Origin of the sequence: Bradyrhizobium sp. Leaf396, assembly GCF_001424605.1 — a bacterium.
Classification (GTDB): domain Bacteria; phylum Pseudomonadota; class Alphaproteobacteria; order Rhizobiales; family Xanthobacteraceae; genus Bradyrhizobium; species Bradyrhizobium japonicum_C.
In genome coordinates this window covers 14,378-31,623 of sequence record NZ_LMQJ01000014.1, presented here as the reverse complement: position 1 = coordinate 31,623, position 17,246 = coordinate 14,378, and the positions used below count along the sequence as shown (strand labels likewise).

12 protein-coding genes and 2 pseudogenes are annotated in these 17,246 nt (G+C 59.5%); 6 read left to right on the top strand and 8 right to left on the bottom strand.

Features of this window, described 5'->3' with window-relative positions:
• Nucleotides 1-179: 179 nt before the first annotated feature.
• Together ASG57_RS39995 and flgK are read right to left on the bottom strand one after the other, a co-directional pair.
• On the bottom strand, nt 180-404 hold the full coding sequence (locus tag ASG57_RS39995; RefSeq protein WP_502690795.1) for a DUF1236 domain-containing protein: 225 nt from the start codon (nt 402-404) through the stop codon (nt 180-182).
• A 348-nt stretch (nt 405-752) separates the two neighbouring features.
• The gene (gene flgK / locus ASG57_RS15825; RefSeq protein ID WP_057196805.1) at nt 753-2,618 is read right to left on the bottom strand and encodes a flagellar hook-associated protein FlgK; all 1,866 of its coding nucleotides are present in this window, start codon (nt 2,616-2,618) and stop codon (nt 753-755) included.
• Nucleotides 2,619-3,140: 522 nt separating this feature from the next.
• On the opposite strand from flgK, the gene ASG57_RS36215 reads away from it, so the two are divergent.
• On the top strand, nt 3,141-3,734 hold the full coding sequence (locus ASG57_RS36215) for an RcpC/CpaB family pilus assembly protein (RefSeq protein ID WP_230646623.1): 594 nt from the start codon (nt 3,141-3,143) through the stop codon (nt 3,732-3,734).
• A 2-nt stretch (nt 3,735-3,736) separates the two neighbouring features.
• On the top strand, nt 3,737-5,230 hold the full coding sequence (locus ASG57_RS15810) for a type II and III secretion system protein family protein (RefSeq protein ID WP_156402710.1): 1,494 nt from the start codon (nt 3,737-3,739) through the stop codon (nt 5,228-5,230).
• 243 nt (nt 5,231-5,473) lie between these two features.
• Here the strand turns inward: ASG57_RS15810 and ASG57_RS15805 are convergent, their stop codons facing one another.
• The 5 genes and pseudogenes from ASG57_RS15805 to ASG57_RS15790 all read right to left on the bottom strand — a co-directional run bounded on the left by ASG57_RS15805 (nt 5,474) and on the right by ASG57_RS15790 (nt 10,988).
• Nucleotides 5,474-5,989 carry a MarR family winged helix-turn-helix transcriptional regulator gene (locus tag ASG57_RS15805; RefSeq protein WP_057196802.1) on the bottom strand — a complete coding sequence of 172 codons (516 nt, stop codon included), beginning with the start codon at nt 5,987-5,989 and terminating at the stop codon, nt 5,474-5,476.
• A 54-nt stretch (nt 5,990-6,043) separates the two neighbouring features.
• Nucleotides 6,044-6,481, bottom strand: coding sequence for a c-type cytochrome (locus ASG57_RS15800; RefSeq protein WP_057196801.1), 438 nt, complete (start codon nt 6,479-6,481; stop codon nt 6,044-6,046).
• Between the two features lie 321 nt (nt 6,482-6,802).
• Nucleotides 6,803-7,209: pseudogene (flgB, locus tag ASG57_RS36775) on the bottom strand (flagellar basal body rod protein FlgB).
• Nucleotides 7,210-8,061: 852 nt separating this feature from the next.
• Nucleotides 8,062-9,072, bottom strand: a complete 1,011-nt coding sequence (locus tag ASG57_RS15795; protein ID WP_063817265.1) for a copper resistance protein B — start codon at nt 9,070-9,072, stop codon at nt 8,062-8,064.
• Nucleotides 9,069-10,988, bottom strand: a complete 1,920-nt coding sequence (locus ASG57_RS15790; RefSeq protein ID WP_057196799.1) for a copper resistance system multicopper oxidase — start codon at nt 10,986-10,988, stop codon at nt 9,069-9,071. Before ASG57_RS15790 ends, ASG57_RS15795 begins: the two co-directional genes overlap by 4 nt.
• 275 nt (nt 10,989-11,263) lie before the next feature.
• On the opposite strand from ASG57_RS15790, the gene ASG57_RS15785 reads away from it, so the two are divergent.
• Nucleotides 11,264-13,876 (top strand): NAD-dependent epimerase/dehydratase family protein, encoded by a 2,613-nt coding sequence (locus ASG57_RS15785; RefSeq protein ID WP_057196798.1) that lies wholly within the window; start codon nt 11,264-11,266, stop codon nt 13,874-13,876.
• Between the two features lie 216 nt (nt 13,877-14,092).
• On the opposite strand, the pseudogene ASG57_RS36210 reads toward ASG57_RS15785, so the two are convergent.
• Nucleotides 14,093-14,704, bottom strand: a pseudogene (locus ASG57_RS36210) (transposase family protein); the annotation flags it as partial.
• 99 nt (nt 14,705-14,803) lie between these two features.
• Between ASG57_RS36210 and ASG57_RS15765 the strand changes: the two are divergent.
• From ASG57_RS15765 to tnpC, 3 genes are all read left to right on the top strand, one after another.
• Complete coding sequence (locus tag ASG57_RS15765; RefSeq protein ID WP_057196849.1) at nt 14,804-15,181, top strand: transposase; 378 nt, start codon at nt 14,804-14,806, stop codon at nt 15,179-15,181.
• A 48-nt stretch (nt 15,182-15,229) separates the two neighbouring features.
• Nucleotides 15,230-15,556, top strand: coding sequence for an IS66 family insertion sequence element accessory protein TnpB (gene tnpB, locus ASG57_RS15760; RefSeq protein WP_162250059.1), 327 nt, complete (start codon nt 15,230-15,232; stop codon nt 15,554-15,556).
• Between the two features lie 135 nt (nt 15,557-15,691).
• Nucleotides 15,692-17,236 carry an IS66 family transposase gene (gene tnpC / locus ASG57_RS15755; RefSeq protein ID WP_502686912.1) on the top strand — a complete coding sequence of 515 codons (1,545 nt, stop codon included), beginning with the start codon at nt 15,692-15,694 and terminating at the stop codon, nt 17,234-17,236.
• Nucleotides 17,237-17,246 lie beyond the last annotated feature (10 nt).

Genomic DNA, 17,246 nt, shown 5'->3' with positions numbered 1-17,246 from the left:
GGCCGGCACTTCACCGTACGCAGGCCTACTCATTCAAATGGGCAAGTCAAGCCTGCCGAAAGGGCGGGGCTAGAGTTTGAGTGAAACAAACCCAACTTAACCTAGCGGGCAACTTAATAACTTAGACTGCAAGCCGGAATTCGTGTGGTTCCCGTCGGACAGCCGCCTGGGCTCTTTTGTCAGTCAAAATGATGGATCACTCGTCGCGTCGAATGATCAACAATCACGGGCCTCTCGTTGAGGAGACCGTATCCGTAGTGGCTTCCGTGCGGGACGCGCGTAGCAAGCGTGTCAGGAAGGGGATGAAGCTCCATTGCGTCCGGAACGACATCTCCGACATGGGCATGAAAGTGAGGATCGCGGAACGAACTGTAGTGCTGATGTCTAAAATGCTGGTGGAGCATTTCCCTATGTTCTGTAGTGAAAGTGGGTGCGCCATCATGATGATGCTGCGCGGTTGCGACGCCTGCCGAAGCCAACAGAAAAGCGGACCCGGCGATTGAGAAAATAGTCAGTCGTTTCATCTGCATACCTCGGCTTTAGAATGGCGGCGAATAATCAAGCTACGTATCGGCATTCAAAGGGTCGTGGCATTGCGACAAATGGAACCATTCAAATACCATCCGAACAATATACAAAATTCCGAGATTTGTGAATTGCCTCGTCTATGCTGGGCTGTTTTGGAACGCCATAGCGGCAATTCGACTTGCGCAAGACGACGATTGCTTGGCGGATCCGAGGGCAGCGAACCACTATGCTTGAGCCTTGATTAGAGTGTCCATCATTGTTTGCACAACAGACATGATGCGCGCATTGGCGGCGTAAGCGTTCTGCAACTGGATCAGGTTCGACATCTCCGCGTCCAGGTTGACGCTGGAGGTCGAGTTGAACTTGGCTTGCAACGTAGAAACCACGACGCTCTGCCCCTGCTGCAGCTGCGTCGCCTGAGTCGATGCATTGCTCTGCACGCTCAGGAATTGCTGCAGATAGCGCGAAACTGAACCGGTGAAGGGTTGCCCTGTTGAGCCGAGCCCGGTCTGCGGCGAGTACGAGAATACGGCATTGGTGAGCTGGGAATAGAGGTAGTCCGAACGCGTGGTGTCGCCGGCTGGCGTCTGCGGCGAGGTGCTATAGATCGACATCTTGGTCGGATCGCTCAGTACCGCCGCGTTCACCTGGATGCGCCCGGCAAGTCCCGTCATCTGCGAGCCGGCCGCGGTGATCGCGCCGGTATAGAGCGCGCCGCCGTCGGTGAAGAGCGGCAGCTGCGGATTGCCCGACGCCAGCGACGAGATGGTCTTGGTGAGCGAGGCACTGTTGACGGCCGCCGAGCCCGTGCCGTCGTCGCGGATTTGCAACGTCGCGCCGGAGGTGGCGAACGTCAAAGGCGTGCCTCCGAAAACAGAGTTGAGCGTTGCCAAGATCGAGGTCATGCCTCCGCTGAAGTCGACCCCGACCTTGAGAGGGTTGGCATTCCCCGCGTTTTGGAGCGGCAATGCCGCGGGGTCAGTCACGTTGACGAGCGTGATCTGGCGCTGGGTATTGCTCGTTTTATCCGTATAGGTCAGATTGACGGTGTTGCCGGGCAAGGCGCCTGACAGATTGACGTCGAAGCCGGCAGGCGGTCCCGTTACAGCCTTGCCGGCCGCGGTCTGGTCTGACAACGCGCTCGCAATTGCTGCGGCGAGCTGGTCGATTTGGGTCTGCGCTTGCACCAGCGTCTGGTCGCGCAGCTTGATATCTGCGGCGATCTGACCCGAGGATACCACATTGTTGGCGACCACATCGATCGAAGAGCCATTGGGCAGCTTGACGTTCAGCGCGCCGACGCCGGACTTGGCCGGATTGGGATCGTAAAGCGCGATCGCATTGAGTGCGCCTCTCGAAGAGAAGGCGAACTGCGATGCGAGATCGGCGCCGACGAGCTGAATGCCCGTGGTTGTGAAGATGTTGGCCTGATTCGAAGCGTCGGTTACGACCCGCACGTCGACGTATTTCGACAGCGTGTTGATCGCCTGGTCGCGCTGGTCCATCAGCGTTGCGGCGGACGGATCGTTCAGGGCCAGGCCCTGAAGCTTTCCGTTAATGGCTGCGATCTGCGTCATAGCCGCGTTGGCCTGCTGCGCCGAGATGCCGAGGTCCTGCTCGACGTTGGAGCGCAGCGACTGGATTCCCTTCGTGGACACGTTGAGCTGCTGCGCCAATGCCTGAGCGGCTGAGATCGCTACGGTCTGCGCCGACTGCGCGCCTGCACTCGTCGACAGCGCCTGCAATGCGCTGGTCAGCTTGTTGAGCCCGCTTTCGAGCGTGCCGCTGCCGCCGGGGTTGCCATAGACGCTCTGCAACTGCTTCAGGATGTTGGCCATTTGATCGGCGTAGCCAGCGCCCCCGGTCTCCGTACGGAGCTGGTCCTGCACATAACGATCGAGCTCGCGGCTGACGCCGGTGGTGATAACCGAGGATCCGAAGTCGCCGGTCGTGACCTCGATCTGGTTCGGCGTCTGGGCGACGTAACCTGGCGTCTGCGAGTTGGCGACGTTCGACGAGACGATCGAGAGTGCGGCCTGGTTGGCACGCAGGCCACTCATCGCACTGGCCAAGGCTGAATTCAAACCCATGTTAGCCGCCGCTCACTACCGTAAATATTCATTGAGCCTGTCTCCGTGCATCACGGCCGGTCGATCTCTCTTCCGCCCATGATCAGCCGAGAGAAGGCAAGCGCGATGCCATTGCGGAATCAGTTGCAAAATCAATGCTAAGATGACGCGATTGCGGTGATTTGACAGGGGTAATTTGCCGGATCGGCAAAGATTGCCCGGTTGATCCTGCAATTTCAGGCATCCAGGGGCGCTAACGATAGCCTGGCCAAGCGCCGTGCCCGATTGATGCGCATGGCCGTGGTTGCGGCGACATCAGAGGCGTTGACGGTACAACTTCCCTCGCGCTCGGGAAAATCTGCGCGCGCTTGATTAAAGCTTTCGACGTTGAGTGCGTCGCCAACATGCATTTGTGAGCTATGGATCAGCTGGTTTGTTTAGTGGGTAAAGCTGCGCCAACGTGTCTCGTATACGCTTCATTAACCATACTTTGACAAATGACTGCTCAACTGGGAGCTGGACGCCGCATGATTGTAAAGCGAAATGGGTAAGGCACGCACCGTAATCCTGGTGGCCGCCACTGGTGCCGGCGAAGCCGCGCGCCTCGCCGGCTGCTCCGACAAGTCAGCCCCGCCTCCCGCCGCCCGGTCGTACAGCTTCCCATCATTGACGTCCTCGTCGCCAAGAACGCCATCGGCCCCCGGCCAGCCCGTCAAGCCGGAAGAGGTCCCGTGGCAGACCTGCCCGGCCGTGACCGCCAGCGCCACCTTCATTCGCCGCACCGATCGTCCATCGGAAACACCCAGGCTCGGCGCGATCGCACGTGCTTCCTTAATGCGGGGTGAGACATCCGCGACCAGAAGTAGGTTAAGGCCGACTTCTGCGGCGTCAGGGCTGCGATGCTGCCGCCTGACGTCCGCGCCGTCGCCGGCCCGAACCGTCCTGCTCGAGGTCACGCCGGAACAGACCGAGACGCTCGCCCGTGCGCGCCAGAGTGGCACGCTGTGGTTGGCGCTGCGCAGCATCTCCGACGCCAATGCCAAGGAACCCGCGTCGGATGAGCCGACACGCAAGCGCGGCGAGAGCATCTCGATCATCCGGTTCGGCGTGCCGAGCCAGATGACGGCACAGAAGTGACGATGAGGACTTTCGATATGAAATGCCGGGTCACCACGGCGAGCTTGCGGACCATGATTATCCGCGCCCTGTCGATTTCCGCAGCGGCCGCGTTGACTCTCAACCCGGTGCTGACGCCGGTGATCGCCGACGATTATCGCCCGGCGGCGCAGGTTTCCGCCGCCGACGGCCAGATGAACGCGCGTTTCCTGTCGCTCGGCATCGGCAAGTCGATCGTGATCGACCTGCCGCGGGACATCAAGGACGTGCTGGTGGCCGATCCCAAGATCGCCAATGCGGTCGTGCGCTCGTCGCAGCGCGCCTACATCATCGGCGCTGCGGTCGGCCAGACCAACATCGTGTTCTTCGATTCCGCCGGCCAGCAGATCGCGTCCTATGACATCGCGGTCAAGCGCGACCTCAACGGCGCGCGTGCCGCACTGAAGCAGATCCTGCCCAATTCCGATATCCAGATCGACGGCCTCGGCGAAGGCGTGGTCCTTACCGGTACCGCCCAGAGTCCGATCGAGGCGCAGCAGGCCAACGACATCGCCGCGCGCATTGCCGGTGGTGCCGACAAGGTCGTGAACTCGGTCGTCGTCCGCGGCCGCGACCAAGTCATGCTTAAGGTGACGGTCGCCGAAGTCGCGCGCAACATCATCAAGCAGCTCGGCATCGATCTCTCCGCAAACCTCAATTACGGCACGGCGGTGGTGAATTTCGCTCACTCCAACCCGTTTACCGCCTACGGACGCAACCTGGTAGACGGCAACAACCTTACCACGAAGTTCGGCGCAACGCCGTCGGTGCAGACAGTCCTGCGAGCGATGGAAAGCGCTGGCGTTTTGCGCACCTTGGCGGAGCCGAATCTGACCGCGATCTCCGGCGAGTCGGCGACCTTCATCGCCGGCGGCGAATTCCCGGTTCCAGCGGGCTATGCCTGCGATCCCACCACCCGTGTTTGCACCACCCAGATAAGTTTCAAAAAGTTCGGTATCTCCCTGAACTTTACCCCGGTTGTGATGACCGAGGGTCGAATCAGCCTCCGTGTGATGACGGAAGTGTCGGACCTGTCGAACGAAAACGCGATCACGCTGTCACAGGCCGTGAGCTCGACGTCGGTCAACTCGTTGACGGTGCCCGCGATCAAGACCCGCCGCGTCGAGACTTCGCTGGAAATTCCGTCCGGTGGCGCGATAGCGATGGCTGGCCTGATCCAGCAGCAGACCAAGCAAGCAGCCAGCGGCCTGCCAGGCCTGATGCAGCTTCCGATCCTCGGCTCACTTTTCCGCAGCCGCGACTTCGTCAACAACACGACTGAGCTAATCGTGATTGTGGCGCCTTATATCGTCCGCGCAGTCGCGCAAAAGGATCTGTCGCGCCCGGATGACGGCTTTGCGGCGCCTTCGGATGCGCAGGCAGAATTGCTCGGCAACATCAACCGCATCTATGGCGTGCCCCGTCGGACCGAGCCGGCGCGCAAATACGGGGGCTCCTACGGGTTCATTGTTGACTAACCCAAATAGAATGCAAAAGCGATTTGTTGACCAGATTCCAGCGTTGGAAGTGCTTAGATCTGTGTTCGACGAAGCTCAACCTAGCACGATAGGTGCGCTGTCCGATTTGCGTCGCCCGCTGATGCCGAGTGCTTCCATTTTCCGCGCTCGTGGTTCGTGCAACCCAAAAACGCGGATCGTCACCACCTGAGAACGCTCACCAGTCGTGAGGGAATCGGAGCCGTCATAGGAGAACGCATTGGCTCAAAACTCCAGCGCCAGCTTCAACCGAGCCTTGTCCAGGCGCTTCTTGATCGAAGCGAGTTTGATGCTGAACTCGCTCAGCTCCTTCTCGCAAAAATCCTGGAAAATAAATTCGCTGAGCGCGATTTCTTGCTCGGCCACGCTGGCAAGTTGCTGAACTGACGCTTTTGATAAAGCGAGCCGCATAACGCGGGCGTCTGCAGGACAAGGCTTCCGGCTTAAAAAGCCCATGTTCTCCAGCTTTTTTGATTGCGTTGTCACGAATGAAGCGTCGACATGCAACGTCTTGGCGACAACGTTGACGGGGATTCCGTCGTTTGCATCTTCATGGTCGGAAATGGCCAACAAGATCTTCCACTGCGGGCCGCTGATGTTGAGGGCTCTTGCCCGAATGCGATGAAGTTTCTCAATGGAGAAATTAATCGAGATTATCTCCCAGGTTAGGCGTTTCAGCGCGTCCTGCTTGCGCTGAGCCGGTTTCGAAGACGCGGGCGAAGTTCCCTCCTTGGGCTTCATTCTTGCGAACTCTCAACGAACGAGATGGGTAAACGAACATGAAAACTACCGCAACTACATCCGGTGCGATCGAAAGCGGATGCCGTTGGCGACCTGCAGTTCTCTGACGTACTGTACGATCGACATGATCTGCTGTGCGCTCACCTGCGGTTGAGGCGGCATGTTGCCATAAGACCAGTGGTGCTGGCGCACGCCGTTCTGGGCCGCGAACACAAAGGCCGCATCGGCATGATGGCCTGGATTGTAGATGTCGTGCACCAATGGCGGACCGTGGTCCGTACCCGCCGCCTTCAGGCCGTGGCAAGGCGCACAATTCGTATCAAAAAGCGCCTTCCCCTCGCGCCCGGCGAAGGAGAGTTCTGGCTCCGTCACATCGACGATGTAGCTCTTGGGCTTTTCGGCCGGCGCGAGCAACTGCCACATAGTGACCGCCACCCCAGCGCCCAGCAGTGCGACAATGAGGTATTTGGGAGCGTTGGCGACAAATGTCATAGAGTTCTGTCTCTGGTCGTCGGGCTTGATTGTTGTCGCAGGCGTTCAATGCTCGCGGTAGCGAAAATGCGTTCCGACTCTAGAACCGTGTGCCCGCGCCGAACAAGCCAGATATGCCCACGCTCGATTGCACTTTCGCTCCAAATTCGCAGTCGTGACCGGTCGAGTTCCACCTCACCGGATCAAGATGGCGCGCTGCATTGTCTTGGGATCAGGGACGAGCGGCTGGCCAACTCATGCAGGCGGCCGCCAAGCAGTTTTGAGCTTAGAGGTTTGTCTCCCGGTCCTCACGCTTTCTCGAGGTTCTTGGCGTTTGCCGGCCTAGCGCTTCCCGATTGCTGTCTTAAGCAGGTTCAGGCTTTTCGAGTACAACGAGGTGGCAGCCGCATAATCCATTTGATTTTGAGCCGACTTCATCATTTCCTCCTCCAGACTGACTTGATTGCCTGCGGGACGGGTCTGGTAGCCACTTTTTGCGTTTTGACTCGGCCCTGCACCGCTTGAAATTGACGCCATATGGTTCGGCGCGGTCTGGAGCATGACAAGTGAAGCTGCCGGAACTCCGACGCCCCGGCCGGTTCGATCGAATTTGGTTCGACCAAATCCAGGGGTTTGAATTTGGGCGTATCTGAATTTGCGACGTTTTGTGCCAAAACGCGCTGACGCTCCTGGTGCCATTGCATTTTCGTGCGCAGCACGGACAGGGTGGAAATATCGTTGATTGCCATCGGCAGCCTCCTGCGGAGCTAGGCAGAAATTGCCGACTACATGGTTAATTTTTCGTTAATTGGCATTCGGCTCTTAAGAGAACCAGTGACTTGCACGAAATAACAAATGGCGGCGGTGAGCGCGGGACACAGCGGAGCATTTCCTCCAGGGCTGATACCGCAAAAAGCCGCAAAGCGAGGTGAACGGCTCCCCCATAATTTTCGTCGTAGCCGGCCTCTTTGTTTGGCTCAAAGAGAGACGACCGCCGGCTCATGAGGCGAACCCGCAGGCCGGCGGTCTAAGCTCGGTGGGCGTCTGGGAACGGCCGAGCCTGTGAAGAAACTAGCATTTTCTCGAGAAAGCCGTCACTGCTCGCTGCCAAATTGCGTGGACAGACAGAGCTAGAAAGGCCGCCTCACCCTGGGGGTGTTGGCCGCAGTAGAAGCTTTGGTCGGCCGCCGCCTCCCATCGCCGCGCTCGCTTGAGCAATATCTCGTGCCTGGCTCCGGCGCCATTTTCCCGGCCTCAGTTCGATCCGCCAGCGCACGGTCTATCAACCGCTTGCAGTCCGGTAAGCTTTCGCGAATCCACTTCTTTGACGCTCCATTTGTAAGCTCGTAATCCGCAGCTCGTCTCTTTGCACTAAATACAGCTTGTGTCTGTTGCTTATGCCCGCTTCGATTGTTAACCACATCTAACCCGCCGAACTCGACCGTTGAAGAATATTTCAGGTCGGGTGCGGGGTGTGGATGCCAAGGCACAGCTCTTCGTGACGCCCGCAACGACGCGCGGTTGCGCTATGGCCAATGCCTGTTTGGCATACATGGCGCGACCAGCCTCAGTAACAGGCTAAAAGACCCAGCAATCTGCGATTAAAACCAGGAGCGTAGCCCCACAACAAACCTTGTTGAGCCGCTGTCTTTGCCTGAACTCCTCGCGTACGCAGCTGTATTCCCAAGCTTCTGATCGTAGGAGACGCCGATATAAGGGGCAAATTCCCGGCGGAATTCATATCGCAGCCTTAGGCCTAGTTCGGCGTTGGAAAGGCCTGCTCCGACGCCAATATCCTGCGAGTTCTGAGCCGCAAAATTCAATTCGGCGCGCGGTTGCAGAACCAACTGTTGCGTCAACAGCAAATCATAAGATCCTTCGAGCCGGGCGAGCAGCTCTCCTTTGTTCGAAACAAAGAGAGCTCCCTCGAACTCGAACCAATACGGAAAGAGCTGCTGCACGCCTAACGTCAGATAGGCCCGCGAGGGATCGGGTTTGAAATCGTAGCGAATACCTGCCTGCACGTCTGTGTAAGGTGCCACGGCTCGCGAATAGAGCAACTGGACTTCGGCGCTGTCGAGACCTTCGCGACGGCTGCCATCGCCTTGGCTTTTGACAACGAATCGGTTGATATCGCCGCCCAGCCAAGCCTGTCCATCCCAGCGGTAACCGCCGGGCTGGCCCAATTGAAATTCAGCGATGTTGAAAAACACCTTCGAGTATACTCCGCCGCCCTGCTCTTGACGGAGTTCGCGCCGCGCCTCAGCCATCTGCGCGGGATCGTAATAATAATCCGCAGCATGGTCTGGCGGCGGCGGAGGAGGCGGCGAGTGAGGAATGGACGCCGCGGCGGGCGCGGCATTTTTTCCCTTGGTCTTCATCCCGGGCATTTGCATGCCTGACATTGATCCATCCTGAGCGCCTTGCGAGTTCGGCGACGTCTTTGCAGATGCCGCTCCTTTTGCGGCGCTCTTTTTTTTTGGCGCAACAGCGGCAGCCGGCTTGTTAGCGGGCATGCTCATACCCGGCATATTGCCACTCATTTGGGCTCCGGCTGGAACGCTGCACGTTCCCAGCCCGGCCGCCGCCAAGATCAGCACGGACCTGTTCATGCGTTATCGCCTGTGAGTGGCCGCACACTGAACACCTGAAACATGCCCGCATGCATGTGGTAGAGCATGTGGCAGTGAAAGGCCCAGTCACCCGGTTCGGCAGTGATGTCGAAGCTTACTTTTCCACCTGGCAACACGTTGACCGTATGCTTGCGTGGCCTGTGGTTTTCGGGAGCGCCATTCACCACTTCGAAGAAATGACCGTGCAGGTGGATGGGATGGAGCATCATCGAATCGTTGATCAACGTCACACGAACACGCTCGCGTTTTCGGAACGTGTAGGGTTTGGTGGTTTCGCTGAACTTTTCCCCATCAAAGCCCCACATGAACTTTTGCATGTTGCCGGTGAGGTGGATGTCGAGCGCCCGGGTCGGGGTGCGAGGGTCGGGATTGCGCTCAAGGGCAATCAAATCCCGATACGTCAGGACCCGATGCCCTACGCTTTCAAGCCCCATGCCGGGATCCCCCGTTCGATCTTGCGGCATGGGCGCAATCGTCTGGACGCCAGGCCCCATCTTGACGCCTGGTGCATTTTTGGGATCGCGCATATCCATTTCGGGGCCGCTCATCAGGTCTGAACCGCGCGGCTTTTGCGGAGCCATTCCAGGCGGAGTGGATGATGACATTCGCGCCATGCCCGACTTACCGGACATCCCCGACATGCCCTGCATGCCGCCTGATTGCTGCATTCCCTGTTTGGCTTGAGCGCCCGTTTGGACGCCCTTGGACATGCCCGACATCCCGGACATCCCGCTACTGTTCGATCCTGTTGATTTGTCCATGTCCCCCATATCCATGGAAGACATGTCCATTCCCATGTCCTTCATTGTCGCCAGCGGTCGCTCACGAAGCGGCGGGACCGGCGCCGTCATCCCCAGCCTGGGGGCCAGCGTGGCGCGCCCCATTCCGGAGCGGTCGACTGCCTCAGAGACGATCGTGTAAGCTTTATCGTCCATCGGCTGGACGGTGACGTCGTAGGTTTCGGCGTTGCCGATCTGGAATTCATCTACGCGAACCGGCCGCACCATCTGTCCATCGGCGGCGACAACTGTCATATGCAGGCCGGGTATCCGCACGTTGAACACCATCTGCGCGCCGGCATTGATGAACCTTAAGCGGATGCGCTCACCTCGCCTGAACAAACCCGTCCAGTTATCTTCCGGTCCATACCCGTTGATCAGGAACGTGTATATCGCACCTGTGACATCGGAAATATCGGTGGGGTCCATCAGCATCTTGGCCCACTGAAGTCTCTCGGCCAACGTCTGGTCCCGGCCCGCGAGCAAACTGGCGACAGTTTGCCGCTGATAGTTGAATACACCGCCCTCCTGCTTCAACCGCTGGATGATCATCTCTGGAGATAGGAAGCTGAAGTCCGAGAGCATCACCACATACTCTCGATCGTATTGGACGGGATCAACGCCCTTTGGATCGATGACGATCGGGCCGTAGAGCCCGACCTGCTCCTGAAAGCCGGAGTGGCTATGGTACCAATAAGTTCCGCTTTGGACGACGGGAAACTCATAGACGAAGGTGCTGCGGGCCGGGATTCCCGGAAAGGTCACGCCGGGCACGCCATCCATGCGGAATGGAACCAGCATGCCATGCCAATGGATGGAAGCGGCTTCGTCCATGCGGTTTGTGACAGCGATGCGGACTCGTTGTCCCTCTTTCAAGCGCAAAATCGGACCTGGCACAGTTCCATTTATTGTGATCGCGGAACCTGCTTTGCCGTTGATCGGCCAGGCCGCCCTGTCGAGGGTCAGATCGATGCTGCTTCCGGAAACCTCTGAGAGCCGGCTTGCAGGATGGAAGGGGCCGCTTTGCGCCCAACTCGGCAGGGCTGACGAAGCTAAGCCGGCAGCGCCGGACAGTGAGGCGAGCCGGAGTAGATGGCGACGGCTGAGCTCGTTCAAGGTCCAATCTCCTTAAGGGATGCGGGCTGAACTGTTCGTTCGGTAGGCGCGCGATGGTGAGAGTACTCGGATGGGGAGCCTTGGTCTCAATAACATGCAGCAAGAATCCCGAGAGCGGCGGCTTCGCGAGGAGATTCTGGCTGGATGTGATCGCTTAGCCACACACTGGCCACGAAGCGTCAAAGGAACAGCGCAAGATTGGAAGAGTTGGCTGGCAGCATTCCTGTGCGCTGAGCAGGCGCAAGACGAGGTTTTGCTATTGGAGATGACGCAACATGGCATCGGGCGGAATTAAGGAAAGCGGCTCAGTCGTTCTCATCACCGGCGCCAGTGGATTCATCGGCCGCGGGATTATCGGACGCTTGGGCCGACAATATACGCTAGTCGGTCTGGACCGTGCGGGCCCCCCTCACCCTCCCTCTCCAGCGAATGTCATCGACTTCGACTTGACGTCAGAAGAGAGCGTGAAAGCAGGCCTTAACGAGCTGCAGAGGCGTTTCGGAAAGCGGATCGCTTCCGTCGTGCACCTGGCAGCTTATTACGACATATCGGGTGACCCAAACCCGCTATATGAACGGGTGACGGTTGAAGGAACACATCGCCTGATCGATGCACTACAATCATTCCAGGTCGAACAGTTCGTGTTTGCCAGCACGATGCTTGTCTACAAGGCAACAGACCGGCCCGATGCAAAAATCAGGGAAGACTCTCCGATCGAGCCGTCATGGGCCTATCCGGAGTCGAAGGTCAGAACCGAGACGGTGCTGCGCGAACGGCATGGTCACATCCCCGTGGTCATGCTTCGGATCGCCGGCGTTTACGATGATCTCGGCCATTCACCTTTCATCGCCGAGCAGGTGTCGCGAATTTATGAGCACCGCGCGACGGCGCATATCTATCCCGGCATGCTTTGCGCCGGGCAGTCCTTCCTGCATCTTGATGACTTAGCGAACGCGATCGCTCGGCTGATCGAGCGAAGAGATCGCCTTCCCACCGAATTGCCGCTCCTTGTGGGCGAACCCGATGCGATTGGCTACGCCGAAGTGCAGAACATCATCGGCGAGGCGCTGCATGGCGAGGATTGGACGACTATTCGCGTCCCCGAGACCCTGGCGCTTGCCGGATCGTGGCTTCAGACCGAAGTCTTGGGGGATGATCAATTCATCAAGCCCTGGATGGTCGAGCAGTCAAGCGCTCACTATGTACTCGATATATCGCGCGCGCGGCAGTTGCTGGATTGGCAGCCGCGACATTCATTGCGACAGACATTGCCAAAGATCATCGATGCGCTGCGCCGTGATCCGACCGCATGGTACAAAGCCAACAAGCTCAATCCCGCGCTCGTGGCGTGGTACGGACAGCGTCCGGCGCCGGCCCAGTCAGGCAATGAAAAGAAGGATGCGCATGGCGCCGCCCAGGCCTCTGCGCCCCCTCACCATGGGACGGATCATGCCACTCGAAGCGGCCACGACCACATGTCGAAGATGAAAGACGAAGAGCGGCGCACGCGATGGGCGCATTACGCGAACGTGGGGCTGGGTCTTTGGCTGGCTGCCAGTCCCCTGGTTTACGACGCTATGCGTGCAGATAGCATCAATACAAATGTTCTCGTCGTGTCTCTGGACCGGGACCTGCCTTCGCTCGAGTGGCGGACGAGCTTGCTCCTCGCGAGCGATGTGATCAGCGGGCTCTTGATTGCCTGCTTCGGCGCGCTTTCGCTCTCGAGCAGAACGGCCTGGTGGGCGCAATGGGCAGCGGCTGCTGTCGGTTTATGGCTGTTATTCGCGCCCCTCTTGTTTTGGAGCCCGAGTGCCGCGCAATACAATAACGATCTCCTGGTAGGAGCGCTGGTCATTTCGTTCGCGGTGCTCGTGCCCATGATGCCTGGGATGAGCATGGCCGGCATGATGGACCCCAAAGTAATTCCCCCCGGCTGGACTTATTGCCCATCCACGGGCGCACAGCGGCTGCCTATAGCCGCAATGGGCCTCATTGGCCTGATTATCGCCCGCGTGCTGACGGCATATCAGCTCGGACATGTGGACCACGTCTGGGAGCCATTCTTTTCCGGCAATCCCAATGATCCAAGGAACGGCACCGAGGAGATTATCACGTCTACTGTTTCCAAGGCATGGCCCATTCCGGATGCCGGCCTTGGGGCTGTCGCCTATACGCTTGAAATCTTAATGGCTGTCATGGGGGGCCGCGACCGCTGGCGTACGATGCCCTGGATGGTGACGTTCTTCGGCATTCTCGTCATTCCCTTGGGCGTCATCAGCATCTACTTCATCATTATCCAGCCCATCGTCATCGGGACCTGGAGCACGCCAGCACTTATTGCAGCGCTTGCGATGCTCATCATGATTCCATTCGCATTGGACGAAGTCATCGCGATGGGCCAATTTCTGTACTGGTCCAGTTGCCGGGGCAAGCCGCTCATTCGCACTTTCTTTAGGGGCGATGCCGTGGATGCCGGGGCAGAGGATCGATCGGATGGGCTGGCGAGCTGGGGCGCATTCTGGACCGATACAATGCGGGGCGTCTGCGTGCCTTGGAATCTCGCTGGCTGCATGGCCATCGCCGTGTTTCTGATGTTCAGCCGACTTATCTTCGGCACGACCAACGCGATGGCTAACAGCGACCATTTGATGGGGGCCCTTACGCTGACCGTCGCAATTATTGCGACCGCGGAGGTGGCGCGTATTCTGCGACTATTGATCGTGCTTTTCGGAGCTTGGCTGATCGCAGCGCCATGGATTCTGGATGGGGCAACGAGAACGGCGTCCTGGAGTAGCGTCTTCCTAGGTGTCGCATTAGCTATTCTTAGTCTGCGGCGTGGCAAGAGAACCCGCGAACACTACGCTGGTTGGGACCGCTTCGTCATCTAGCATCAACCGAAAGGGAGCGCCCAAGTCCAGGAGACCGCTCGGCCTAGCGAGGTGCGATTGAGATGAAACGTCATCGCGCTATGATTTATTGAGCATGATCGTTCCCCTTCGACTTCTCAGGATCATGCTCACATATGAAAAGGGCGGCATGCTCCATATGAAGTCGTCCGTTAAGAAAACCGATTTGAGCTGTGAGCGGTCGCTGGCGGCCGCGATGAGCGTGGTCAGGATCAGGCACCAAAGAGCCCTCGGCCAGGCGAGGATGCGACGGAAGTTGTGGCCGACGGGGAGAGGATGACGTTGGCCGCATCGCCGAGGCGGCCTTTGAGGTAGCAGCGGCCGAGGTGACCATCGGTCTTCAAGTGCCCGATGATCAATGGCCGAGCGGCGGCGCAGCTCGCGCTCGATGACACCGAAGACGCCGCGCTTCTGGCCGGAGATGAAGACGCGACGACGATTTTGCGCGTGGTGGCCACGGTATCCCTTGTCGACATAGGCCCGCTCGATCGCACAGCCGGTGAGTGTCTCGGTGCGGTCGATGACGTCCGCAAGGTGTGACCGTCGTACGCATTATCTGGTAGCGCCCTGGCGTGCAGCACGAATAGAGCGCCGGGAGAGGCTTTGACACCGAACTCGTAAGCGCGGCTGCCTTGGCCCTTGCCGATTGCACTCGACCTCCGGAGCGTGGAAGGAATAAAGCTTCTAGCCGCGCTGGCGCTGCTGCTGCGAGCGGATCTGGGAGGCCCGGCCGAGCGGGAGGGCGACGGCATTCTCGAGCGCGGTCTGACCTTCGATCTTGCGGCGAATATCGCGGATGATCCGGCCCAGCGTAAGCGAAGCTTTGTCCCCATTTGATTGATGGGTTTCCCCTCGGTTTGTGGTCTGCGATTCTTGGTTGATCAGGCAGCCAGGAGGAGACTGAGGGCGATGGAACTATCGGGCGAGGAAGCCGAAGCCGACGGTTTTGTAGGGAAGCTTGCGCGCCGTACCCTTTCTGGAGGCCGGTTGTGGTCTGCGGAGACCAAGGGGCGCGCTGTTTTCGAGAGCATGAAGCCCGGTGCCCGCGTATATGATGTCGCACAGCGTTATGGCGTCAACGCGCAGGAATTGACGACGTGGCGCAGATTGGCGCGTGCCGGCCGGATCGCATCGGTCACGGACGAAGCGGCGGATTTCGTGTCGATCGAGTTGAGTGATCCAGCGGCGTCAGGCAAGAACGTGGGGCCTGGCGAGATTACGATATTGGCAAGGTTTCGGTTCGCCCGGACGCGGACGTGTCAGCGGTGCGGATCGCGGAGATCGTGACCGCGATCGAGCGCGGCGCAGCCCATTTCGGCGCAGGGACTGGGGATTGTGCTTACGGTACGTCCTCTCGATTGCCGGTGCGGGCACGACGCGTTGACCGGCCTCGTGCATAACACGCTCGGGCTCGATCCGCATTCGGGCCTGATTGTGGTTTTTCGTTCGAAGCGCGCCGACCGGCTGAAGATTTTGCTATGGGACGGCACGAGCCTCGTTCTAATTTACAAGCGTCTTGGTCGCGATGGCCGTTTTGAGTGGCCGCAGATCAGCGGCGGCGTCGTGCATCTGACGCGGGTGCAGTTCGAAGCGCTGTTTGACGGGCTGAACTGGAAGCGTGTGGGCGAATGGATCGTCGCAACACCAGCTGCGGCGAACTGACTCGGGGGCTGACCATTTGTTTCGCACGGCGCCTCGGGATGATAGCTTGCGGATGTGTCACCGTCCGCCATTGATCCCGCCCGTCTTGCAGCGCTGCCCGCCGATTTGCGAGCGCTCTTCAGCACGCAGGAAGCGATGCTCGAAGCCGAGCGTCGTCGCGCTGATGACGAACGCACGGCGCGCCTTCATGTCGAGAACGAACTGGCTGCGTCCAAACAGATCGTCGACCGTCTCGAACTGCTCGTGAAGGAGTACGAGCGCGCACGCTTCGACAAACGCTCGGAGAAGTTCAATCCCGATCAGATGCAGCTGGTGCTCGAAGACATCGAGATCGCCATCGCCGAAGTCCAGGAGCGCCAGGACGATCGTGCGCGCCGCACCGGCGCGGCACCGTCGGGCCGCCGGGCCAGCCGCGCCGCCCGCGCCTTTCCCGCGCACCTGCCGCGCATTGAGCAGGTGATCGAACCCGAGAGCCTCGAGTGTCCCTGCGGCTGCGGCCGGATGGTCCGGATCGGCGAGGATCGCTCCAGACGCCTCTACGTGACGCCGGCCCAGTATCGCATGGTCGAGACGGTGCGACCGCGCTACGCCTGCGCGACAGGATGCGCTGGCGTGCGCCAGGCGCCGGCTCCCGCCCATCTGGTGGAGGGTGGCCTGCCCACCGAGGCGATGCTGGCGCAGGTGGCGGTCGCCAGGTTCAGCGAGCACATGCCGCTCTATCGTCAGTCCCAGGTTCTCGCCCGGCATGGCATCCTCATCGATCGCGCCGTTCTGACGGATTGGATGGGAACGGTCGCCTTCCACCTCCCGCCGCTGATCGAGCGTATGAGCGTCGTGATGAAGCAATCGGGCCGCTTGTTCATGGACGAGACCAGGGCACCCGTGCTCGATCCGGGCCTGGGCCGGACCAAGACCGGCTATCTGTGGGCTGTCCTGCGCGACGATCGCGGCCACGGCGGCGCTGATCCACCAATCGTGGTCTACCACTACGCGCCAGGACGCAGTGGCAAACATGCCGAGCATATCCTCGACGGCTTCGACGGCATCCTTCAGGTCGATGGATACCAGGGCTATCACAGGCTCGCACGACTCGAGCGTCAAGGCGGCGCGCCGCTGCGGCTGGCCGCATGCTGGTCCCACTCCAGGCGCGAGATCATTGCTGCGACTCCGAAGGCCGGCTCACCCATCGCCGAAGCCGTCCTCGCGCGCATCGCAGCGCTCTATGCAATCGAGAAGGAGATCCCTGGCTCCGACGCCGCGATCCGACAAAAGGCGCGCAACGAGCGATCACGGCCGCTCGTCGCCGAACTCGAGAGATTCCTGCGCGAGCAAGCTGCGCGCCTGTCGCCGGGCAGCGAGATGGGCAAGGCGATAGCCTATCTGCTGAACCATTGGGATGGCCTCACTTTGTTTCTCGACGATGGCCGCGTTGAGATGGACACTAACCCCGTCGAAAATCAAATCAGACCGCTGATTCTGACGCGCAAAAATAGTTTATTTGCAGGTCACGACGAAGGTGGCCGTTCATGGGCCCGCATAGCTTCGCTCATCGCCACCTGCAAGATCAACAGCGTGGAGCCCTACGCCTGGATGAAAGCGACCCTCGAAGCGATCGCAACCAGTCACCCGCAGTCGCGGATCGACGAACTCTTGCCCTGGTCGTTCGCCCGCACCTCCTAATTCTCCGTAG